Genomic DNA, 24,812 nt, shown 5'->3' with positions numbered 1-24,812 from the left:
TATAGAGCCTGGAGGTCCAAAGGATGGAGAACAAAAAAAGCATGGAAGTAAGCTCAGCGATGAAGCCGTTAATTCCTGGTAATTTCGAAACCGGTAAAGTAAATCGCAGTCCGCTTTGGAAGAGGTTCATTGCCCAGCGTCATTTGCAGACAATGGCTCTACTCGGCATTGCATGGATGATAATCTTTAACTACATTCCCATGTATGGAATTATCATTGCTTTCAAAGATTACAACATCGTTAAAACGATTGCAGAAGCCCCATGGGTGGGACTTACACATTTCAAAGAGTTCATGGATGATGACAATCTCTCGAATGTAATTAAAAATACACTCGGCATTAGCTTGTTTAAGCTAATTATCGGATTTCCCTTGCCGATAATCTTCGCTCTATTTCTGAACGAAGTTCGTTCAATGAAATTCAAGAAGACTATACAGACGATTTCGTATTTGCCCCACTTTCTCTCATGGGTGGTACTCGGAGGGATTTTGGCTACATGGCTTGCTGATGTAGGAATTATCAATAACATTTTGCTAGCGCTTCATCTTATTGATCAGCCAATTACATACTTGGCTGAGCCGGGTTACTTCTGGACAATTATTATCTCCTCTGATATCTGGAAAGAACTTGGATGGTCAGCGATTATCTATTTAGCAGCAATTTCCGGTGTATCTCCTGAAATGTACGAGGCGGCGACAATCGACGGCGCGGGCAGATTTCAGAAGATGTGGTATGTTACCTTGCCGGCGATTAAATCGACAATCAGCATTCTCTTCATTCTCGCGGTCAGCGGAGTGCTGAACTCCAACTTTGATCAGATTCTGGTCCTGCGCAACTCACTGAATGATAGTGCAAGTAATGTAATTGATTACTATGTGTACTATACAGGGATTCTCTCAGGCCGCTTCTCTTACTCAACTGCAGTTGGATTGTTAAAATCGGTTATCGCTCTAATCTTGCTGCTGATTGCCAACCAAGTATCTAAAAAAATCAACGATACATCGTTGTTCTAGGATAAGGAGGACCATATATGTTTGCACTTAAGCGTAAAACGAAGGGCGAGGCCCTGTTCGATATCATCAATAACCTCATCATGTTATGTATCTGCTTCATAACGCTTTACCCGATCTGGTACGTATTGGTTAACGCCTTCAATAACGGTAATGACGCCATGCGGGGAGGAATCTACTGGTGGCCGCGGATGTTCAGCTTTGAGAATTTCGAGGCCGTGTTTGCCAGCCCCGGCATCATGCAGGCGATGTGGGTTACTGTCGCCAAAACACTTTTGGGTACTGTACTGCATGTATTTTTCACAGCGATGGTAGCTTATGCATTCTCCAGAAAAAACCTCATTGGCGGTAAGTTCTACATGCTTATGGGTACAGTGACTCTCTTTTTTGGCGGGGGACTCATTCCTACCTTCCTGCTGATGAAGGACCTTCACCTATTGGAGAATTTCCTAGTCTATATTATTCCGGTTATGTTTAGCTTCTTTGATCTTATTATCTTCATGACCTTTTTCCGGGAGATTCCCGATGGGCTGGAAGAAGCGGCACGGATTGACGGTGCTAATGATTGGTCCATCTTTTTAAGAATCGTACTTCCAGTATCCATGCCTGTAATTGCTACCATTGCGCTGTTCCATGGCGTGTATCAGTGGAATGATTACTTCACGGGTATGATCTATATCAATAATACTGATCTGCAGCCGATTCAGACGTATTTGTTCCGGGTCGTCGCACAATCGAGCTCTAGTCAAATGATGGTCGCTGTACAAGGCAGCAGCGTTACGAGAAGCGTAACGTCACAGTCCATTAAGCTGGCGACGATGGTAGTGACCACATTGCCGATAGTATTCGTGTATCCGTTCCTGCAGCGTTATTTCGTTAAAGGGATGATGATCGGCTCCATTAAGGGCTGATGTCTAGCAGTGATAACTCCTCTGGTTGCCTACAGCTGTAGGCACTGGGGTTGAGCTTATAATTAACATTCATAGAAAAGGGGTAAACAAGCATGGGCATGAAACGTAAGCCAAAAGCAATGGGAGTTCTGCTTCTCGCAATAATGATGTCATTGTCAGCCGCAGGCTGCTCCAGCGGGAATAATGCTGGCAAGAATGCCGAAGGTAATGCTAACAGCGCTAAAGCTACTAATACGGAGGCAAGTGCTGAACCGACTGCTGCTGCATTATCAGCAGATGAACCGGGATGGAAGATTGATACTTCACCCATTACATTTGACTGGTACCTGAACTTCTCATGGTTCCCTAATAAATGGGGCGTGGACCCAACCTCCCAATATGTAACTAAGAAGACCGGAGTTGATATTAATTTTATCGTTCCGGCTGGTAACGAGAATGAGAAGCTTAATACGCTGATTGCATCCGGTAAATTGCCTGATTTCATCACTTTGGGTTTCTGGGAAGATGCGATTAAGAAAATGGTCGAAGGTGAACTTGTTCTTCCATTGAACAAACTTGCTGATGAATATGATCCGTACTTCTTTAAAGTATCCGATGCTGATAAGCTGGGCTGGTATACACAAGAAGACGGCAATGTGTATGGCTATCCTAACTCTTCTTCCTCTCCTGCCGACTATGAGAAATATGGAGAAAATTACGTATCCAACCAAGTATTCGCTGTCCGCAAGGATATGTATGAAGCTATTGGAAGTCCAGATATGCGCACACCAGAAGGTTTCTTGAATGCGCTTAAATTAGCGAAAGAGAAATTCCCTGACGTAAATGGACAGCCGCTTATTCCACTTGGTTTGCATGAATTTACCGAGAACGGTAACGATTCTTTGGAAGGTTATCTGCAGAACTTCTTGGCAATCCCAAGAGAAAAAGATGGCAAGGTATATGCTCGTGAAACTGATCCTGAATATATCCGCTGGATGAAGGCACTTCGTCAAGCGAATCAAGACGGTCTGCTGGCTAAAGATATCTTTATCGACAAACGCCCACAAATGGAAGAAAAAATTGCCCAAGGCCGTTATTTCGCAATGCTGTATCAACGTACAGATTTTGCAGCACAGCTAGGAACGATTTACCAACAGGATCCAACCAAAACGTATATTGCTGTTGACGGACCTTCCAATACGAACTTGGATAAACCAACCCTTGATGGTCCTGGTATCTCCGGTTGGACGGTAACGCTGATCTCCAAAGATGTTAAGGATAAAGCACGTGCTATCCGCTTCCTCAGCTACTTGAACAGTGAAGAAGGCAACAAAGACTTGTTCTTAGGCGAAAAAGGTGTCAGCTACGATACGATTGATGGAAAAGATCAATTTAAACCAGAAGTGTTTGATTTGATGAATAAAGACCGTTCGACGTTTGATAAGCAAATTGGATCTTCCTTTACATTCTGGATGCTGCAAAATACGAACATCACAGACCAATGGGCTCCTAAATCGGTAGAACCATTTAAGCAATTGGAAGATTGGACTAGAGGTAAATCCATAGGCTCCTCTGAGTTCCAACAAATCGAACCAACAGGAAACTCTCCTGAAGGCATCATCGCTTCGAAGCTGAAACAGTTGCGCGGTAAAACTATGCCGAAATTGCTCATGGCTTCTTCCGATGCGGAATTCGATAAGATTTGGAATGAGTATTTAGAGAAGAGAAAGAAGGAAGGCGAAGATGTATTTGATGCCTACCAACAAAAGAAATATGAAGAGAATAAAGTGAAGCTGTCCATAAAATAAAAAGCATGACCCAAAATGCCCGCTAACTGCGGGCTTTTGGGTTATTTTCGAATTATAATAAGGAATAGTTATTAAGTATTTGAATATTCACTATTTTAGCGAGGTGGACAGGACAGAAGTGTATAAAGTGAATAGGCGAGATCGAATCAGAGCATTATGGCATTCTTTTAGTTATTGGTGGGGGCGGAGATCTCTTCAGAGCCGTTTAATTGCAGCTTATGTTTTTATTGTTTTAGGCCCGTGTATGCTGGTTTCTGTCTATTCCTATAAAGCCATTAATAATACCTATCTCCGCGATGCCGTCGAGAAAAATGATTATTTGTCGCAAATGGAGAAGCTGCACATTCATAATCAGATTGAGGCGATGGAACGGGCGGCACAAATGGCTTATTCTGATGCTGAAGTAGAAAAATTCTTAGCGAATGAAACCGAGCCGCAGCTAGTAGATTTGGTTGATTTTAATACAAATGCCTATGTGAATATGACTCGTATTCAATTTAATAATCCGAATATTGAGCATTTACGGCTGTATTCGAGAAGCAATAAGGTGCATGAAATTTGGCCGATTATCTTTCGCGAAGAGCGAGTTTCTTCCACCCCATGGTTTCAGAAAGCGCTTCAATTGAAAGGGCAGGAATACTGGTCTTTTCAGAAAAGTGATCCGGATTTGATGCAGAGATACTTGGGAGCACCGACGGAGAGTCTGCCAAAGGTTTCTTTGCTGCGTGAGAAGAGTCGGCCAGCAGACAATCATATCGGCATGGTGCAGGTGGATATGCTGCTGAGTCGGTTTACACCCAAGACGTATACAGATGTACGGGATAATCAGACCCAGATGTTCCTTGTGGATAGTGAGCTGCAGCTTTTCACCAGGCCGGACAACTCTTTTTTGCAGGATAATCTAGAGATGGCTGATATGATTGCAGAACGGTATAAGCAGTTCCGGGAAACTGGCGAATGGGACAGTAATTACTCGGAGAATGGTAAATCGTTTTTGTTAATTAACACTCCGCTAGAACGAATTGATGCTTATTTGCTAAATGTAGTGTCAATGGAGGGAGTGATGAAGGATATCTCCCGCACGCGCAACTTAATCATTGGAGCCAATGTTGGTTTTATTACTTTACTAACGCTGATCGCTTATGTGACAAATGCCTTTATTCTAAAAAATCTACGTAGATTGACCGAAACGATGAAAAAAGTGCGCAGAGGTGAAGCGTACACTGGAATAATGATTCGTGGTGGAGGGGAAGTCGGGGAGCTTGCCCATCATTTCTCCAAGCTGATGAACACCATCAATACGTTGGTGGCTCAGGCAGTGAGCAAGCAGGCGTTGTCTAAAGAGGCAGAGCTGCGTACGCTGCATAACCAGATTGACGCACATTTTTTATATAATACGCTGGAAAATATAAAAATGCTGGCTGAAATTGAGAACCAGCGAACGATCTCGGACGCACTGACTTCGCTGGGTGGGATGATGCGCTATAATTTTAAATGGTCCGGAGAGTATGTGAAGCTGCGGGATGAAGTCCGCCATATCGAAAATTACATTGAAGTGATGAATATTCGTTTTGAATATCCGGTTAAGTTAGTGCTTCATATTGAACCTCGATATTTGGAGCTGGAGGTGCTGAAAATGTCACTGCAGCCTATTGTAGAGAACAGTGTTAAGCATGCTTGGTGCGACGGGAAAGAGAATTTACAGGACCCGAACATTCATATTCATATTTCGGAAACGGAAGGTGATATTTGCATAGAGCTTCGTGATAATGGCATCGGCTTAACTCCAGAGCGTTTGGTTGCTTTGAACGAGGCGATTTATGCGAAAGATGAGCGCTGTGAGAGTGCTTCAGAACAGAGGGATGTTGACCGCCGAACAGGTGGTATTGGACTGAGGAATGTACATCAGCGACTGCAAATCTTTTATGGTGATGAATATGGGCTTGTAGTACAGAGTGAAGCAGGGAGTTGGACGATGGTACGTCTGACCTTGCCGAAAGTTCTTTTGACAGGAGAAAAACAACTATGAAGAAGCTACTGATCATTGATGATGAAAAGAATATCCGTTACGGTCTCAAGACTATGATAGAAAGAGAATTTCCGTCCGTGTATACCATCACAATGGCGAGTAATGGCGCAGAGGGTTTCGATATATTTAAGATCGAAGGTGCAGATATTATTATTACAGATATACGTATGCCAGTGATGGATGGAATTACGCTGTTGGAGCAGATATCTAAGGTAACAAGTGGTGAGAAAAGCCCAGCAGTGCTGATCTTAAGCGGGTATGATGATTTCGAATATGCCAAAAGCGCGATTCGTTATCGCGTAAAGGATTACTTGCTGAAGCCGATTCGCCGAGATGAGTTGTTCGCAATTTTGAAGAATATCGATAAGGAACAGGAAGAACAGGATCTCAGCGCAAGGCAGCTGGAACAGGAAACGGAACACTTCCGCAGGGAACTGCGGTCTAGTCGTTTACGGGGACTGCTTATGCAGCAGGAGGTTCAGCTGGAGCGTGAGCAGCAAGAGTGGCTAAGTGATCTGCAAGCACCTTTTACAGTTGGTGTGTTGAATTACTATTACAATGACGGAACAAGAATGAAGTCGGGGGATGTTCAGGGACTGGCGGAACGATTGATCGGACCGCTTGAAAAGTTTTTCTCGGAAATCACAACGGATTGGGATGGCAAATTAGTCTTGATCGGGAGTAGAAAACAGGATTTTATGGAGCTGTCCAGACAAGCTGAAGCTAAGGAAATAAAGGGATTATCGATTGGGATTAGCAGCGAAGGAGGAAGTCTTGAGGACCTCCGTTCCTGTTATAAGGAAGCATGCCGGGCACTGCAATATACTTTTTTATATCCGCAAGTGAGTTTATTGGATTATGGGGATGTTGGCCAGGGACGGTCTAACTTTCCGTTACCTAAGGAGGAGCTTCGCAAGCTGCTCAATATGCTGGGAACAGAACGCGAGAAGGAGATGAAGCATCTTCTATCTGTGATTTTTCAAACTGAGCATTTGAAGGAACTGGACCTAGCTTATCTGGAGTCCGTGGGACAGAATGTAAACGAGCTGGTGTTGGATGAAGTGTTTCGGGTGCATGGCGAAGCCTCGGTAGAGGTATTGAAGCTGTATCGTACGGTAGGCAATATGTACAACTATCGTCATTTCCACGAATATTATCGTGCGCTGGAGAACTTACTCTTGAGTGTGAATGAATACATTGTAGGCGTAAGGTCCGCGCATACCGAGCATGCGGATATGGAAGAGGCACTGAGCTATATTGAAGCCAACTACGCCCGTCCACTGAATATGGCTATGGTCAGCAATCATGTATCCTTGAATTATTCTTATTTTAGCGAAGCCTTTAAGGCATATACCGGTGAGAATTTTGTTATCTATTTAAAAAAGGTCCGCATCCGTCATGCTAAAGAGCTATTGGCAAAAGGCTGCAGTAAGCTCGCAACAGTCTCAGAAGAGGTAGGCTTCGAGAACAGTAAACAATTTGCCCGTGTTTTTAAAGAGCTGGAGGGGATTTCCCCAGGTGATTATAGAGCGAAAATAGTATCCGAAGAGTGTTGAGGCTTTTGAAGATGCATTTAGAAGCGGCCCTCCTATATAATGGATTTGAGAAGATTCATTGGAGGAATGAAGGGTGGAAGAAATACAAGGCAATTTGATTACGGTTCAGACATTAGCAGCGGATTTTCGTCGACTGGGCGTTAAGGCGGGCATGACGATTTTATTGCATTCTTCTTTTAAATCGTTAGGCCAATGGGTAGCCGGGGGCCCGGTCGCTGTTATTTTAGCATTGGAGGAGGTCCTCGGAGAATCTGGCACGCTAGTAATGCCCACACATTCCAGTGACCTGACTGATCCCGCAGGCTGGAGCAACCCACCGGTGCCGGAGGCGTGGTGGCAGAGTATCCGCGAGCAGATGCCGGCTTATGATCCAGATCTGACCCAGCTTAGAGGAATGGGGGTTATTCCGGACTGCTTCCGTAAACAAAAAGGAGTAAAACGTAGTGACCATCCGATACATTCGTTTGCCGCTTGGGGCAAGCATAGAGATGAAATTATGTATGGTCATTCGCTTGAAATGGGCCTGGGGGAAGATTCTCCGCTGGCTCGTATTTACGATCTGGGCGGACATGTACTGTTGCTGGGTGTAGGCAATCTTAATAATACTTCCCTGCATCTTGCCGAATGCCGCGCATCTTATGCTGGCAAGAAGGAAACCCTTGGCGGGGCGCCCATTATGGTGGATGGAGTTAGACAGTGGGTTGAATTTAAGGAGCTGGATTGGGATTCTGACGATTTCGTTCAGCTGGCAGATCAGTTTGGACAAGAGACGGGACTTATTACATATGGACAGGTTGCTTCGGCAACCGCTCAATTGATTCCGCAACGGGAAATCGTTGATTATGCAGTGAACTGGATGGAACAGAACAGGAAGTAAAACTCATTGGATAGGGGAAACGGAAGGAGAAGCTGGCATGAGTACAACAACGATATTTTTAACCCGGCATGGTCAAACGGAATGGAACGTGCAGCATCGGATGCAGGGACATATGGATTCTGAACTGACGGCTCTTGGTGTGCAACAGGCAGAATGGCTGAGCCGGGGAATGCGCACTGAACAGCTGGATGTCATCTATGCAAGCCCCAGCCCAAGGGCGCTGCGCACAGCTGAGATTATTCGTGGAGAGCGGAGTACTCCGCTTAAGACCTCTGAGGCGTTCAAAGAGATTGGCATGGGTGTGTGGGAAGGCCGTGATTCTACTGAACTGGAGAGCGAGTATTCAGAGCAGCATCGCAATTTCTGGAAAGACCCTGAGCAGTTTAAAGTGGAGGGCAGTGAGACCTTCGCAGAGGTGCAGGCACGGGCGCTGGGCAAGCTTCAGGAAATTCTCGTTGACCATCAAGGTGAGACCATTCTTATCGTCACACATACAGTAGTGATCAAGCTGTTAATGGCCTATTTTGAGTGCAGAGCGCTGCCTAAGCTCTGGGATCTGCCTTACATTTATCCGACCTGCTTATGCAGGGTTGATTTTACGGATGGTGTGCCGGAAATCCTGCTGCACGGGGATACGAGCCATTACGAAGAGAGTGAAGCTGGGATGGAATCATAACACTTCCTACAGATCAGGTTGGTTTATTAAAAAAGGCGGTTCCTCGGGTGCGTTACGCACTCGGGAACCGCCTTTTTGTCTTCAGAGCTGGAGATCAGTTTTTGCTAGTTGATAAACTGGAGAGATTTCAATGTCTTCTCCAGCATCGTAACCGCTTCGGCACGAGTTGCCAGCTTCTGTGGAGCAAAGGAACCGTCCGTTGCTCCTTGGATAATGCCCTCAGCAGCGATTTCTGCTACTGCTGCTTGGGACCAAGCAGGAATACTTGCTGCGTCACTGAATTTAGCCAGTGCTGCAGGATCGGCATTTAAGGTTTTACCTGTGTACTTGATGGCTTTTGCTAATACCGAGGCCATTTCCTGGCGAGTGATTGGGCTACCCGGCTTAAAGCTGCCATTGGTATAACCGGAAATCAAACCGGCTTCTGCTGCGGTGCGTATAGCATCAGCATACCAAGCACTTGGGTTTACATCTTTAAATGTGGTCTCACCATTAGCTGTCGCAAGTCCCAGAGAACGCGTAATTAATGCGGCGAACTCAGCACGTGTGATCGACTGTGAAGGAGAGAACGTATCGTTGCTTGTTCCGCTGACGATCAGCTTGGAAGCTAACAGATCAATGGATGATTTAGCCCAGTGTCCGTTAATATCTGCGAACGTTTTGGAAGACTTAACAACGGTGTAGTAGCTGTTGCTGTTCCGTTTAATCGTAACATCCGTTGTTCCATCTGCTTTAGGAACAAAGATAGCAGGTACGAAAGAGATCTTACCTGAAGCAGGATCAAAGACCACTGCCGTTGCATTATTTGAATTTAAGACGGCAGGTACATTGATCGTGCGCTTCACGTAAGTACTGCCGAAATTGTTCAGCGGCACACTCTTACTTCCGGCTTGCGCTGAAACGCTGAATTCGATTACTGGAGCAGCTAAAGTAGCATTACCTAGCTGTGATGCGATAGCTTGGTTTGTGCTGCTTAGTGTTCCCGAATTCGCTAGTAGAATAGATACCGTAATTGTAAAGTCGCTGGTGCCTAATTGAGCGGCAAGCGCTGCACTGTTTACAACACGGAGTGGCAAGGAATAAGAAGCGCCATCAGTAGTAAAGGTAAGAACTGTGTTAGGCTGTGCTGCTGCTTGTTTAACAAGCACACTGCCTGGAAGTACTACTTGAGCGCCGCCTGTAGTAGCTTTAACCGGAATAACCAGCTCTTGACTACCCGCTGGCAGTTCAGCAAGTTGTTTGGTTAGATCAGCAGCATCAATTGTTGTTACTTGTGCTGAAGCAATTGGTGCCGCAGTTGGAGCAACAGTTGGTGATGGTGTAGCTGTAGCGGTAGGTACTGTTGGAGCCGATGTTGGTACTGATGTAGGCACTGAAGTTGGATCTGGTGTTGGTACTGGTGTTGGGTCTGGTGTCGGAGTTGGATTTGTCTCCGGCAGCGGTGCACCTTTCAGATCAACAATCCGGCCCTCAACGGCGGAAGTGTTCGCAGTGACCGTTCCAACCTTCTGCAGATACTTCGTAAATACATCAAAGTCCGGTAGGTACAGCAGATTCACACGGCCTTCTTTATAGGCCTTTTCAAGTGAAGTATAGAAATCTCCACCCTTAGCTGTGAAAGCATTCGTAGCTACTTCGTAGGATGCGTTCAGATCCAGAGGGACGTATTTATCCCCGTTTTTCACTTCAATACGCAGTACACGTTCGTTCACAGGTTTCGTAGAGTCGTAATAGAATTTCAACCCTGCAACGTGTGGGAAACGTCCGTCTGCTGCCGGCGTTTTGGAAACCCCGTTCTCCATGGCATCCTTAATTTCTTGTCCAGTCAAAGTGATCGTAACCAGATCGTTGTTGAATGGAAGTACGCCGAGTACTTCGCCTTGTGTGATCGGTCCTTCGTTGATGGATTCGCGAATACCGCCGCCGTTTTGCAGGGCGATTACGGCATTAGTGCCCGCTTTTTGAGCTGCATAAAGCATGCCATCGGCAATCAGGTTACCAAGATTAGTTTCCTTTGTGCGCACATTATCGCGAACGCCGTTTAGAACAACCTCTGAATTTCCTACTACCTCATTGGTTAGTTCTTGAATACCCGGCTTATACTCCGTATCCAGGATCTTTTTGGCTTCTGGGTCCTCGGCGATAACGTAGTTAGTGCCGTTTTTAGCATCGATGGAGATTAATTGATCTTTCCAATCGGACAGTACGCCATCTTGGTTAAATTTAACTTCAAGTTGTCCAAGGAAAAGACCTTTTTCACCGGTCTGTACAATAAGCTTCGGTGCGTTAGGATCGCTGTTATCAACAACGGCTTGATTCAGTTGCGTGTGGCTGTGCCCCCCAACGATAATATCAATGCCGTTAACAGCTTTGGCTAACTTGAGATCTTCTTCGTAGCCAAGGTGTGAGAGAACAATGATCTTGTTAACATTCTCTTTTTCAAGCATAGCGACCGTTGCTTCCGCTTTAGCGAAGGCATTCTCAAAGGTCACTTTACCTGGTGAAGCAATGTTCGCCGTGTCTTCTGTCGTCAGACCCATGATGCCGACCTGTTGGCCGTCTACTTCTTTGATCAGCGCAGGGTAGATGGTTCCAGCATTACCTGACCGGCCGATTTCATTGGTGAACATTTTGCTAAGAATATCATCCGCTGAGAAGTTCACGTTGGAGGAGACGAATGGGAACTTAGCGTTGCCGATGAATTTGGACAGTACATCTGAATCTTTATCAAACTCATGATTACCGAAAGTCATAGCATCATATTTGACCAGATTCATAAAGGCCAGATCTGCTTGACCCAGATACTTATTGAAGTAAAGCGTTCCGGAGAACACATCACCTGCGTCTACAAGAATAGGATTCTCTGTAGTCGCCTTGGCATCTTGGATTGCTGTTACACGGCGTAAGATGTTGTTTGGCGAGCTGACAGTATCTAATCCTGCATGTGTATCATTGGTGTGCAGAATGGTTAGTGGGAAGTCTTCAGCAGTATTAAAATCAATCTGTGCCAAAACCGCATCATGATCGGATACCCGGCCATTCGATGGTGAGAAGTCGGCATTTAGATGAACGACATCTACTTTAGAAGAAGCCGTTAGATTTTTACTGACAAGAATATGATCTAGCACTTGAGAGTTTCCGTCATAGGTGTACGTATACTGCTCATTTAAAGGCAATGTATCGATCAAATTGTCTAGTTCTGTACCTTTTAAGAGGGTTGCAGTTTTAGTGAATTGGAAGTCATTCAAATCACCAAGAGCTACGATGTTGGCTTTAGGATTTGCAGTCAGAACCTCTTTGACAAATCCGTTTACGACCGCCGCGATTTTATGGCGCTGTGTTTCACTGGACAATACAGGGGGCTGAACGTTTCCGAAAGGACCGGTATCGCCGCCTTTTGAATTGAAATGGTTAGCGATCACAATTACTGTTTCGCCACCGAATACGAACTGTGCAGCAAGGGGTTTACGTGAACTTGCAAAGGCAGAGTTTGTTGGATCAATTCGGCCCGGATTGTAGGTCAATTGATCTGCCGCTGCATTATATCCAACGGGTTGTGTAGCTGTACCTTTTTGTCCGCTCACACTGTCTGCAAGCTGTACTCTTGCTGGATTGTACAGGAATCCTACGCGAATGTTTCCGCCTGGGGCACCGCCATCCATATTGTTCTCCGGAGCGATGTCTGTGTATTTATATACAGGACCGCCAGCGGTTTCAATGGCTTTAATCAGTTCGGCTGCACTTGCTTCAGTGATTCCATTATTGGTTTCACCATTGCTGTCCTGCATTTCGACAACGCCGATAATGTCAGGTTTTTTCATATTGTTTGTGATGGAGTCGGCTAGTTTCTGGATTTTTGTTGCTCCGACACCGGGGTAGAAGTTTTCAATGTTATACGATGCAATCAACAACTTACTATCATTGACTTCAAGAGTAGTTGTTTCTTGCTTAAAGGTACTTGGAGTGATGGCTGGAAGCTTACCGTTTTCCGGAATCACTTTGAAGTTACCGTTGTTGTATCCGATGACACCAGTAACATCTCCAGCGAACTTATCTCCGGTGATGACTTCTTGCCCCGGATTTCCGTAAGCGATGATGAGGCGCTGAGGATTGTATTGGTTGTATTCTTTGAGAACTAATCCACCAGCTGGTGTGATGACATCAGGTGTATCATTTTCTACTCTTGTAGGGATGTTATAGAGCATAGAATTTCCGCTACCACTTGTCCAATAAGGACTGATAATCGTAGGGGTAGGGAGCTTGACTAGCATACCTTCTAACGATTCGTAGAAATCAATTGCATCTTCATTAGGCTCAAAATTAGCCATGCCGTCATTGTCAATTATGGTAGACGGAATTGCTCTCCCGCCTTTACCAAGTACAACAGGCACCGGCACAGTATAACTTGAAGAGGAGTACACTTTTATTGAAGTCATAGTAATTTGAGTAGAGGTTAAATTACTTGCGTTACCTTCGTTGTATTCGGAAATAGCTCCACTAACTTGGACTAAATCTCCAATTTGAGGTTTAAGGGATGAATTAGTGCTGTATACAAAAATACCTTCCGAAGTGTTTACATTATCGTCTGGCTGAGGATCTTGCATAAAGAAACCTCTATAAGCGCCAGTTGCAAAGGTGTACCCGTATTGGGTAACGATGCCTTCTACATCAGAAACGTTCTGACCTGTATACTCAGAAGCATGAGATTCTCCTTGAATATCATGTATACGAGGGAGTTCAGACGCTTTATAAGCAAAGGTATAAACCTTACTTGTCTTGCCATCTGCTACGACAATTGCATTGACGGTAAGATCTTGATTAACTGTAATCGGATCTGAATAAAGTTTACTTGCTGTTGTTGGTTCAGTTCCGTTGGTCGTGTAGTAAATCTGTGCTCCAAGAGTAGGGCTGGAAAGGGTCACAGAACTTCCTTTGATGATGCGACCTGCGCCAGGGCTGGCCATAACGGAAAAAGTTTCTTCCACCAAAGCATTTTCGTTAAGTGGAATGAACTGATAAGTCGTATTATATTGCTCGATAACCCCAGTGATATTGTCAAAGGTTTTACCCTTAACTAGTTTAGGCAGGGTTGAAAAAATTGTGAATTGTTGTCCACCTTGGCTAGCAGTCACCGTGCTGCCATTTACATTGTCTATGGTCACATTATTCATAGTTACCAGCTGAGCTTCGTGGCTTTCGCCGTTCGCGGCAGACAAGTCGGTTGCGGTGATCAATTTTGGTGCAGGCACCCCAACATTTTGTGCAGCTACATTGTATTGAAGTCCACTTTGGAATTTGATTTCTTGCAGATTGCTGTAGATATCCATTGTGCCGCTTACTTCAACACGATCTCCAACGTTTGCGAACTCTGGAAATCCATAAAGTACGATCCCGCCGGATTCATCCTGAATATACATTTTTGCTGCATTAATGTGAGTTACGATACCTTCTGTTAAAATATTCTGACCTTTACTAGCAAGGCGTGCTGTTGCAACATCTGTTTTGGCCAGAATCGTGTAATCAAAAGTCGATACAGGGCTGTCTGGCATATTTGGTTCTGAAGCATACGCTTTAATCGTAGTGTCCTCAGTTAAGGTAATAGGCCCTGTGTAAGGTTGAAAATTAGTTGAACCACCTGATCCATAAACAGCTGCGTAGACGGATGCTCCAACCGTTGGAGAATTTAAAGATATTTCTGTGCCTACCGGCCAGGCATTAGAGGCTGGTGAAGCTAATACGGAACTAGCAGTCTCCGGTAATTCAGGTAATGTACCGTAGCTGCTGTTTCGTGGACTTGGTGCTTGGACAACAAAATCCGTAGAGTTGTTATCCATATCTAGACCGCGGCTGTCTGCCGGTGCATTAGCCGCAGCTTTACGGATAGCGGCTGTCGTATTAGAGAGAGCAGCGGTCGCACTTCCCTCGACATTTGTGGCTGTTCCGTAGCCAACTAAATCAATCGTTGTACCTGATTTATCAACGAGGTCGACTTTGCCGTTTGTACCACTCATAGCAAGGATTCCCTTGCTAACATCAGGAGCAGGCAAGTCGCTAGTTCCTCCAGCTCCAGCGGCCTCCTCAATAAGGAAGTATCCATTTGCCGGGATAGTTCCATTTAAGTCTGTTCCACTACTAAAGGTTCCGGCCGCTGAGGTATACCGAACTTTCCATCCAGTCAAATCTACTGGATGATTCGTAGGATTGTATAATTCAATAAAATCATTTTTAAACTCCGCTCCGCCGTTTCCACCACCACCATAGACCTGCGAGATAACAATGTTGCTATTATCCGGTGCTGCCTCGGCAGTCTGGACAGCTGGTAACACACTGCCGGCAACCATTAACATTGCCAGTCCAGTAGCGAACCATTTTCTTACTCTTGAAGAAATAATCATTTGGATAAGTCATTCTCCCCTCGAATCTTTTATTTACAACCTATTAAATCTTAGCATTCAAATGTAAAATGAAAGGTTGTCTTACATGAATATAAATTAAAGTTTGCATCAATTAAATCTAAAAATTGAAATGTTGTGATTTTAGTATAAAAACAGTGCATAAATACAATATTAATAATAAATCTAGTATTTTTATGGTTAATAGAGCACCAACATGTTAATTGCATGTTATGTATATTGTTGAATTCAGTATGGATTACGACAAATTTATTCTAGAGTTTTGTTAATTTTTACATAGGGAAAACAATAGAGATTAGAATTATATAGAATGTATCGGAACTAAAATAATGCCCCTCCAGCTTCTTATCGAGAAGTGGAAGGGCATTATTAATTTAAAATCTATTTGGACAACACAGTATTACTGGTGCGGAAGCTCAAGCCGTTCAATTCCATCCATATATTTACGCAGTGCCTGCGGAATGTAAATGGATCCATCCTCCAGTTGATGATTCTCCAGCAGCGGAATTAGGATCCTTGGTGTAGCCACTGCGGTGTTATTTAAGGTGTGGCAGTATTGCAGCTTACCGTCTGTATCCCGGTAACGAATGCCCGAGCGACGAGCCTGGAAATCGAGCAGGTTGGAAGCCGAGTGTGTCTCTCCGTATGCATCTCTGCTTGGCATCCAAGTCTCGATGTCATACTGCTTATGTGTCTTCAGGGACATATCTCCTGTGCAGACAGCCATGATCCGATAGGGGAGTTCCAAGAGCTGTAGAATATGCTCTGCATTCGCAAGAATCTCCTGCAGCATGCCCTCCGATACGCCCTCATCATTCCGACACACGATAACTTGTTCAATTTTTGAGAATTGATGAACACGGTACAGGCCACGCACGTCCCGTCCCGCCGATCCTACCTCACGGCGGAAGCAGGCCGACATTCCGGCGAGCCGCATTGGCGAATCCAGTTCGACAATCTCATCGCTATACAGCGAAACAAGCGACACCTCCGATGTGCCTACCAGCCAGCGATTGTCTCCGTTTAGCTCATAGGTCTGATCCATCCCGCCGGGGAAGAAGCCCGTACGTTCCAGCGCTTCCGGACGGACGATCACGGGAACATCCATCACCGTGAAGCCGCGGGCAGTCAGTACATCAATGGCCAGCCGCTGTACAGCCAGATGTAACAACAAGCCTGCACCCTTCAGCACATAGCTGCGTGGACCGCCTGCTTTGACGCCACGGGGGATATCGATGATATTGTGGAGCTCGCCTAGCTCCACATGATCACGCGGTTTAAAGCCGAATTCCGGCAACGTTCCGGTTCGTCGTAGTTCTACATTATCTTTATCATCATGACCGATCGGTGTATCCTGCGATACAGGGTTTGGTGCGAGCAGCATGAGTTCTCCACAGCGCCGGTCTGCTTCAGTTAGATCTGCCTCATAGAGATTCAGGCGGTTGTTCAGTTCTCTTACTTGTTCTTTAACTGCTTCTCCTGCCACGCTGTCACCCTGTCGTAAAAGTCGTTCAACCTCTTTGGTCAGGCCGTTACGCTGGGCTCTCAACTGTTCCGTATCTTGGCGCAATTCGCGCCGTTTCTCATCCCATTCCAGCAGTTCATCCAGTGGGAAGTCGACTCTTTTCCAAGCCGTAATGTTTCTTACAAGTTCCTGATTGTCTTTGATCCAGTTCATATCCAGCATACCGTTTCGCTCCTTTTTGGTTAAAAAAACGCAAAAAACGCCCTCATCCATGGGACGAGGAGCGTCAGCTCGCGGTGCCACCCAGGTTGATCGAATCTCCTTAACTGCAGGAACAATCCGACCCTCTTTGGTCTTCGCGGTAACGGGCGAAACCCGGTGAACTTAGGGAGTTGTTGTAGACTCCGGTCGCAGACGCCTCACGGTTGGATGCCGATCATTGGCCTGATTGTTGGATTTAATATTGTTGCTTAGTATAACTTAAGAGCGGGAGGAGCGCAAGTGGTTATGGTTTGACAAAAATATCAATTCTACGTTAGGATTAGTATTAATTTAAAGTAATTTTGTCGGGATAATAAATAAAGCAGTTTGAGCTGCTTAAGTGGGATGGAAGAGGTGGAAAAGTGGCTAAAATTGTTGTGATTAACGGAACGCCTTCCCTGGTATCGCGTATCAATGCAGCTATAGAATATGCGGAGGCCAGCTTAACCAATCGGGGCTTCGAGGTTGAGCGTATTAACGTAGCAGAACTACCCGCGGAGGATTTGATTCACACTAAGTTTGAAAGTGAGTCTATCGTCAAAGCCAATGGCCTTGTAGCGGAAGCTGATGCGGTAATCGTGGTTAGCCCGGTTTATAAAGCTTCTTATACAGGCGTGCTGAAGACCTTTTTAGATCTGGTTCCACAAAAGGGATTGGCCGGAAAAGTTGTACTCCCGCTGTTCATGGGCGGCAGTCTTGCACATCTGCTCACAATTGATTACGCATTGAAACCTGTGTTGTCCGTACTGGGCGCACGTTACATTCTTGGCGGCGTTTATGCCGTGGATTCTCAAGTGGTTCGTAATGATCACGGAGTGGTAGAGCTTGCTGAGGAGCTGAAGCTACGCCTGAACGATGCATTAGATGAGCTTGCAGAAGAAACTACACATCGTGTGGAACGCAAGGCATAAGACTAAGTAGCAAGCCTTCTGTGCTTAGTGCTAATAACAAATGTATAAGCGTCTCTTTCATACCTGATACCAGGGGAGAGGGGCGCTTTTTGCATTATATAAGCTATAGCAAAAAGGCCATCTCACTAAGAAAGTAGAGAATGGCCTCTTTTTTATATAGGGATTGTATATATCCGGTCTTACAAATCGTCGAATCCGTTATCGTCGCCAACCTTACCATAGTTGCGGGACTTGGCTTCGAAGAAGTCAGTTTTGGTAGCATTAAGCGCATCATCGGAGAAAGGTTTGATCCAAGGCATACAGTTAACGTCAACACCTTGATAAGCTTTTTCCATACCCATCAAAGTCAGACGTTTGTTCGCTGTATATTTGATGTAGTCGCTAAGCTCGTTAAGATCAATGCCACGCACGTTAGTAAGTGTGTAGTAAGCCCAGTTGGTTTCGAGCTCTACCGCGCGGTCGATGGTACGGTATACGTAATCCATGTTTTCTTTGGTGTTCAGCTCAGGGAAGTCTACGAGCAGCTGCTTAAATACTTCTGCGAAGAAGTAGCAGTGCTGATTCTCGTCACGTTGAATATAAGAGATCATTTGGCTGGTCGCCATCATCTTCTGGTCACGGGCCAGATTGTAGAAGAAGGCGAAAGTGCTGTAGAAGAAAATCCCTTCCAAGATGAGATCTGCTACCAGCGCATGGAAAAAGGTCTGTCTCGTAGGGTTATCACGGAACTCTTGATAAATATCAGAGATAAACTGATTGCGTTCCAGCAGGACAGGGTCTTTTTTCCAATATTCAAAAATTTCCTTCTGCTCACTCTCCGACACGATAGAGGATAGAACATAGGAATAGGATTGGTTATGCACCACTTCTTGCTGCCCGATAATAGCGGAGATAGCTTCCAAAGAGGAATCGGTGAAATAACGCTTCACGTCGCTCACGAACATCGTCTGCATCGAATCCAGCACAGCGAGTAGGGAGATATTAATCTTAAATACGCGTTGTTCCTCGGCATCCAGCATCGGGAATTGTTGCGCATCCTTGGACATTGGAATTTCATCCGCGATCCAGTGATTAAGCAACAGTACCTTATACAGCTTGTACATATGAGGCATGCGAATATCGTTCCAGTTCAGAATACCTGAGCATTCACCGTCGATAATGCGTGTGGATTGGTTAGGTGCTTCAGTATTAAAAATCTTTTGTAATTGCATTTCTTATCCCTCCATTTTTTGCGCTGGTAATCTTTCTTTGGTGTCTTGTTCATAGAAAGACGGTGATGGAGTAACGGAGAGGAAGTTTGGAGCTGGAGGAGCGTCAGCGTTCGCCCGAAAGCTTTCCGTAGGAAAGCTCGCATCGAAAGCATATGCTGTCATCGGATGTCATCCGCTAATAGCGGTAAAGATCAAGACATCTGATGACAACAGCGGCCGGAAGCCCAAACATTCCTCGCAGTTACGAAATTCATCATCGTTTTTCTATTCAGGGCACTAAGATAATTAGCTAGCGCAAGATTCACACTCTTCTATAGTCAAAGCACGGCTACGCACATAATAAGTTGATTTCAAGCCGCCCTTCCAGGCATTCAGATGCAGTTCCAGGAACTCGGTAGCCTTGATGTCAGGACGGACATACAGGTTGAAGCTTTGGCCTTGATCGACGTGACGCTGGCGAGCAGAAGCCATGCGGATCGACCAGTTTTGGTCAATTGTAAATGCTGTCTTATAGTACCAGATCGTTTTGTCGGACAGATCCGGTGCTGGGTTAGCGATCTTATAAGTTGTTTTCTCTTCATAGGATAGCAGTTCATACAGCGGATCAATGCTGGCGGTGGAGCCGGCAATAATCGATGTAGATCCATTTGGCGCAATGGCGAACATCCAAGCGTTACGCACGCCGTCCTTAGCTACTTCTTCTTGCAGCTCGCGCCATTGCTCAGTCGTTACATATTTACCTTCTTGCTCACCGCTAACATACCCGCGGGAAGTGAAGTATGCGCCAGTCTCCCAATCGGAGCCAGCAAATTTCGGATAACGGCCTTTTTCACGGGCGAGCTCCATGCTCGAACGAACCAACAGGTAGTTGATATGTTCATATAAATGATTGTTATATTCTACGGCTTCATCGGATTCCCAACGAATGCCCTTGAGTGCCAATAGATGATGCAGGCCGAATGTGCCAAGACCTACTGCGCGGTACTGGCTGTTCGTGTATTGTGCCTGCAGAACTTCAATATTATTAATGTCGATTACGTTATCAAGCATACGGACTTGGATCGGAACAAGTCTTTCTAATACGCCAGCTGGAATCGCCCGTGCCAAGTGAATCGAATTCAGGTTACAGACTACGAAGTCGCCAGGGATTTTGGAAATAACGATCCGGGTCTGGCCATCTTTAGTTACTAATTCTTCTTGTTCAATTACTGTTGCAGACTGATTCTGCATAATTTCTGTGCACAGGTTGGAGGAGAAAACCATACCTTGATGACGGTTTGGGTTGGTCCGGTTCACGGTATCACGGTAGAACATGTACGGTGTACCCGTCTCTAGCTGTGATTTCATAATCCGTTTCATGATGTCGATCGCAGGAACAGTGATCCGGGATAATTCCAGGTTCGCTGTAGCTTCAGCATATTTTTCACGGAAAGTACCTTTGCCAAGCTCTTCATCGTAGAAATCTTCCAATCCTAGTGGACGGCCATTTTTATCAGTCCAGCCCATGACCTTTTTCACTTCATGAGGGCAGAAGAGGTTCCAGTGGCTGCGCGATTCTACAGCTTCCATGAACAGGTCAGGCAGGGAGACCCCGTGGAACACGTCATGTGCACGCATACGCTCGTCACCGTTGTTCAGCTTAAGATCAAGGAAAGCGAGAATATCTTTATGGAATACATCAAGATAAACAGCTACAGCACCCTTACGTGTGCCCAACTGGTCTACGCTGACTGCTGTATTGTTCAACTGGCGAATCCAAGGGATCACGCCGGAGCTTGTGTTCTTGTGGCCACGGATATCCGAACCACGTGCCCGTACTTTTCCAAGGTAAACGCCGATGCCGCCACCCATTTTGCTTAGACGTGCTACGTCTGTATTGGAGTCAAAGATACCCTCTAGGGAATCGTCTACAGTATCAATAAAGCAGCTGGATAGCTGTCCAGCGACCTTTTTGCCGGCATTAGACATTGTAGGTGTAGCAGCAGTCATGTAGATGTTGCTCATAGCCCAATAAGCTTCTTTTACAAGCTCAAGACGTTTCTCAGCTGGCTCACGGTGCATCAGGTACATGGCAATAATCATATAACGTTCTTGTGGAAGCTCCATCACACGGCCGTCAAAATCATGCGCCAAATAACGGTCGGATAGCGTAAGCAGACCGATATAGTCAAACAAAAGGTCGCGTGTATAATCGATACACCCACCTAGTTCGATAATTTGTTCTTTGGTGTAATGACTTAGAAGTTCTTCGCGATAGATTCCTTTTTTCACGAGATCCGTAATTAGTGGATACAATTCACCGTAAGGCTCTTCTGGATAAGCTTTGTAGCGGCGATGAACGGCAGCTTTTTTATAAAGGGTTGTCAGAAGGGCGCGGGCAGCTGCGAACTTCCAGGTAGGCTCTTCTTTTGTTACAAGCTCTAGAGCGCTCATGGTGAAGGCGTTGCTGATTTCTTCTCCGCTTACCGAGTCACGACGCAGTTTGGAATTCACTCCACGCAGCAAAGTTTCTTTATTTAGTTGATCGAGACCTTCCAGAATACGGTCAGCGTAGACGGAAAGACGGTTCTCATCAAAAGCCAGTTGGCGATTATCCGGTTTTACTACGAATTGCGGCATGGTTAGTTCATCCCTTCTTATTTCAAATTAATTTTCAATATCAAAAATTGATATATTATAGCGCAGCAGGCTGCCACAGAAAGACCTCCGAGCCGTTCATGCTGGCCGGAATGTCGATAATGCGTTGGTTGGAGCTTCCCCGGTAGAGAAGCGTAGTATCTTTCAGTTCTTCTACAAATTTTCCATCTATTAACACCTGACACTGCTTAAGTAGATCCCATTCCGGCGTACCGGGAAGGGCTGTAAGTTCTTCGTACGTATAACCACTGTAAATCCAGATTGAGAAGCCTGGCAGTACAGCGCGAAGCTCATGAATGAACCCCAGCAACTCTTCTGCTGAGAAAAAAGGATCGCCGCCTGCCAGTGTCAGACCATCCAGCAAAGGGTTAGCGGCGATTTCTGCAATAATTTCATGTTGTCGTTCTAAGGTGAAGACTTCTCCATATTTAAAGTTCCATGTCTCGGGATTAAAACATCCCGGGCAACGATGGCGGCAGCCGCTGAGAAAGAGGACGGCCCGCATGCCCTCTCCCTCGTTAATCGACTCCGGATAGTAACCGCAAATATTCATAGATGCTTAACGCGATCCCGTACTTCAGCTTGTTTGGCGGCATTAAAGCGGGTCTGATAGTCGCCGGTTAAATAACCTGTAACTCTGCGCAAACGGCGGATGTGCACGTCATTCTCATGTGCGTTGCAGGAAGGACAGTTTGTCCCAATTACGCCTTCGTATCCACAGCTGGAGCAGCGGTCAATCGGATGGTTAATGCTGAAATAGCTGACCTGTTGTTCGAGCGCATATTTAATGATTTTGATAAAAGCCGATGGGTTGTTGCGGGCATTGCCGTTTAATTCGACATAAGAAATAGCCCCGGCATTGCAATATTCATGGAAAGGAGCTTCCAAGCTGATCTTCTGAGCAGCACCCAGATCGAAGTATACAGGGATGTGAAAAGAGTTCGTATAATATTCACGGTCGGTTACGCCCGGAATGGAACCCAGTACCTTGCGGTCAACTTTTGTGAATTTACCGGACAAACCTTCTGCTGGAGTTGCGAACAGAGTGATGTTGAGATCCAGTTCCTCACTTTTCCGATCGCAATAGTCCCGCATATGACGCACAATAGCCAGCGCCTTGGCATGAACTTCCATATCCTCGCCATGGTGTTTGCCGTACATAGCTTTCATACATTCCGCCATACCGATGAAGCCAAGAGACAGACTGCCATGCTTTAGCAGATCGCCTACAGTGTCATCAGGTGCAAGATGCTCGCCGCCTTCCCAGACGCCTTCTCGCATCATGAAATCGGAAGCTTTAGCTTTTTGTGCGGTTTGAATGTGGAACCGATGAAGAAGTCCTTCCAGCGCAATATCCATATAATGATTTAGATCTTCATAGAAGCCAGCTTCGTCTGCGATGGTACGTCTGCCTGTTACTGTGCCGTGTGCCAGACCTAGCCGAACCAGATTCAGTGTATTAAAGGAAAGGTTGCCCTTTCCAGAGCAATGATTACGACCAAAACGGTCACCGAGCACTCGGGTTCGGCAGCCCATTGTAGCGAACTCCGTATCAGGATCACTTGGATCATAATACTGCAAGTTGAGCGGAGCGTCCAGATTAGCGAAGTTTGGATATAGTCTGCGCGCAGAACATTCAGCCGCTTTTAGGAACAGTTCATAGTTAGGATCGCCTTGTTGTTGATTGATTCCTTGCTTGCATTTGAAGATTTGAATCGGGAACACTGGTGTTTCTCCGCTGCCAAGTCCGTTCATAGTTGCTGTTAGCAGAGAACTGATCACAAGCTGACCTTCTGGTGAAGTACAAGTACCGTAGTTGATGCTGGTAAACGGTATTTGTCCACCGGATCGGCTGGACATGGTATTCAGATTATGTACCATACTTTCAGCCGCTTGCAGGGTTTCGATTTCGGTTTCCTTTAGTGCAAAACGGAACGCTCTTGGATATAACTCCGCCAGATCGGTCCGGCTCATCGTAATCTCGCCCAAAGATTCATCAGCTTGTCCTTCTTCAAAATAATCCAGACCCTTGCGGAACAGCTTGGCGAAGGATTTGGTTACATAAGGTGCCAGATCATAGTCGAGTTTATTGGCGGATACACCACCATATTGAGCATTTTGCTGGGATTGGAAAATAATCGCTACCAGAGACATAGCAGTCATTATTGAGTTCGGAGGACGAACGCTGCCGTTGCCGGTATTGAAACCTTCACGGAGAAGTTTATCAAACGGGATAAAAATACAGTTCGTCGTTCCAATCGCGTATTGATCCAGATCATGCACATAGACGACATTATCATCAATAGCCTGCACTAGCTGCGGCGGCATCGTAAAATTGCGGGCGTACCATTTTGAATATTCACTGCCGAACTTGCTCATTTTACCGGAGAAACTCTCTCCATTCAAATTGGCATTCTCGCGCAATAGGTCCATATCCCGACTGTCGATAATATCCCGGCCTAAATCAATGAGCTCTTCTAAAAGAACTTCCCGTGCATTTTCTACTCCATTAAATTGTCTCTCCAACAACGTCATTGTACAGCTCTCCTCTCAGTATAAAAGAAAAACATCTATCATCAAATCCATATATCCATAGGAAGTTGGACTGCCATAAGCAGTCGTATATTTGTTCTGATTACATAAAAAAAGCATCCCCTACCCGAGGATGGCAGAAAATGCCCGATGCGTTATGTAAATATCCACACGGATATTTGCAGAGGTCTCTACGTAGATGACCGCATGCGGACACCATCCCTGTTCCTCGCAGGCATCAATAGTTGGTGTCGTCGAAACAGGTAGGTCTCCTGGCTTCCGTGGGATCTCTCGGCGCCTTCCCAAGGGTGTTCCTAACCCTCAGTGGCATCTGCCGGGAGATGTGGATTCTCAAGCTTCCCAGAAGCTTAAGAAGGCCATCCGGTTACAGTGGCGGGACCGCAGCGGATTCTCACCGCGCTTCCCTATTAAGCTCTAAATCCGGTTAAGGATCAAAGCGCCTGTCTCCACTATATTTTGTTGTCGTTAGATAAAAATAACCCAAGATGTTGTGTTTGTAAACAGTTTTTTAGAAA

14 protein-coding genes and 1 riboswitch are annotated in these 24,812 nt (G+C 45.6%); of the genes, 8 read left to right on the top strand and 6 right to left on the bottom strand.

Features of this window, described 5'->3' with window-relative positions:
* Positions 1-59 precede the first annotated feature (59 nt).
* The 7 genes from NST45_RS24870 (at position 60) to NST45_RS24840 (ending at position 8,846) form a co-directional block, all read left to right on the top strand.
* Complete coding sequence (locus NST45_RS24870; RefSeq protein WP_051491255.1) at positions 60-1,013, top strand: ABC transporter permease subunit; 954 nt, start codon at positions 60-62, stop codon at positions 1,011-1,013.
* Positions 1,014-1,030: 17 nt separating this feature from the next.
* Positions 1,031-1,921, top strand: a complete 891-nt coding sequence (locus NST45_RS24865; protein ID WP_036682603.1) for a carbohydrate ABC transporter permease — start codon at positions 1,031-1,033, stop codon at positions 1,919-1,921.
* 92 nt (positions 1,922-2,013) lie between these two features.
* On the top strand, positions 2,014-3,708 hold the full coding sequence (locus tag NST45_RS24860; RefSeq protein WP_036682600.1) for an extracellular solute-binding protein: 1,695 nt from the start codon (positions 2,014-2,016) through the stop codon (positions 3,706-3,708).
* 118 nt (positions 3,709-3,826) lie between these two features.
* Positions 3,827-5,737, top strand: coding sequence for a sensor histidine kinase (locus tag NST45_RS24855; RefSeq protein ID WP_081384018.1), 1,911 nt, complete (start codon positions 3,827-3,829; stop codon positions 5,735-5,737).
* Positions 5,734-7,293, top strand: a complete 1,560-nt coding sequence (locus tag NST45_RS24850) for a response regulator (RefSeq protein ID WP_339824092.1) — start codon at positions 5,734-5,736, stop codon at positions 7,291-7,293. The genes NST45_RS24855 and NST45_RS24850 overlap by 4 nt, the downstream gene beginning before the upstream one ends.
* A 73-nt stretch (positions 7,294-7,366) precedes the next feature.
* Positions 7,367-8,170 (top strand): AAC(3) family N-acetyltransferase, encoded by an 804-nt coding sequence (locus NST45_RS24845; RefSeq protein WP_036682594.1) that lies wholly within the window; start codon positions 7,367-7,369, stop codon positions 8,168-8,170.
* 37 nt (positions 8,171-8,207) lie between these two features.
* Positions 8,208-8,846 (top strand): histidine phosphatase family protein, encoded by a 639-nt coding sequence (locus tag NST45_RS24840; protein ID WP_076101335.1) that lies wholly within the window; start codon positions 8,208-8,210, stop codon positions 8,844-8,846.
* A 104-nt stretch (positions 8,847-8,950) separates the two neighbouring features.
* On the opposite strand, the gene NST45_RS24835 is transcribed toward NST45_RS24840, so the two are convergent.
* Both NST45_RS24835 and serS read right to left on the bottom strand, forming a co-directional pair.
* Positions 8,951-15,241 carry a 5'-nucleotidase C-terminal domain-containing protein gene (locus tag NST45_RS24835; protein WP_339824090.1) on the bottom strand — a complete coding sequence of 2,097 codons (6,291 nt, stop codon included), beginning with the start codon at positions 15,239-15,241 and terminating at the stop codon, positions 8,951-8,953.
* A 418-nt stretch (positions 15,242-15,659) separates the two neighbouring features.
* A complete protein-coding gene (gene serS / locus NST45_RS24830) occupies positions 15,660-16,946 on the bottom strand; it encodes a serine--tRNA ligase (RefSeq protein ID WP_076101338.1) in 1,287 nt (428 codons plus the stop codon).
* A 401-nt stretch (positions 16,947-17,347) separates the two neighbouring features.
* On the opposite strand from serS, the gene ssuE reads away from it, so the two are divergent.
* Positions 17,348-17,896: an NADPH-dependent FMN reductase gene (gene ssuE, locus NST45_RS24825; RefSeq protein ID WP_076103859.1), complete on the top strand. Its 549-nt coding sequence runs from the start codon at positions 17,348-17,350 to the stop codon at positions 17,894-17,896.
* Positions 17,897-18,075: 179 nt separating this feature from the next.
* On the opposite strand, the gene NST45_RS24820 is transcribed toward ssuE, so the two are convergent.
* From NST45_RS24820 to NST45_RS24805, 4 genes are all read right to left on the bottom strand, one after another.
* Positions 18,076-19,107, bottom strand: coding sequence for a ribonucleotide-diphosphate reductase subunit beta (locus NST45_RS24820; RefSeq protein WP_036682584.1), 1,032 nt, complete (start codon positions 19,105-19,107; stop codon positions 18,076-18,078).
* Between the two features lie 285 nt (positions 19,108-19,392).
* Positions 19,393-21,726 (bottom strand): ribonucleoside-diphosphate reductase subunit alpha, encoded by a 2,334-nt coding sequence (locus tag NST45_RS24815; RefSeq protein WP_036682582.1) that lies wholly within the window; start codon positions 21,724-21,726, stop codon positions 19,393-19,395.
* A 55-nt stretch (positions 21,727-21,781) separates the two neighbouring features.
* Positions 21,782-22,297 carry an anaerobic ribonucleoside-triphosphate reductase activating protein gene (gene nrdG, locus NST45_RS24810; protein ID WP_076215089.1) on the bottom strand — a complete coding sequence of 172 codons (516 nt, stop codon included), beginning with the start codon at positions 22,295-22,297 and terminating at the stop codon, positions 21,782-21,784.
* Complete coding sequence (locus NST45_RS24805) at positions 22,294-24,279, bottom strand: anaerobic ribonucleoside triphosphate reductase (protein ID WP_036682578.1); 1,986 nt, start codon at positions 24,277-24,279, stop codon at positions 22,294-22,296. Before NST45_RS24805 ends, nrdG begins: the two co-directional genes overlap by 4 nt.
* 241 nt (positions 24,280-24,520) lie before the next feature.
* Positions 24,521-24,756: riboswitch (cobalamin riboswitch) on the bottom strand.
* Between the last annotated feature and the right edge of the window lie 56 nt (positions 24,757-24,812).

This window comes from Paenibacillus sp. FSL R7-0163, assembly GCF_037969975.1.
Lineage (GTDB): Bacteria > Bacillota > Bacilli > Paenibacillales > Paenibacillaceae > Paenibacillus_AQ > Paenibacillus_AQ odorifer.
Note: the sequence above shows the minus strand (reverse complement) of the source record. Positions and strands in the feature narration are given on the sequence as shown.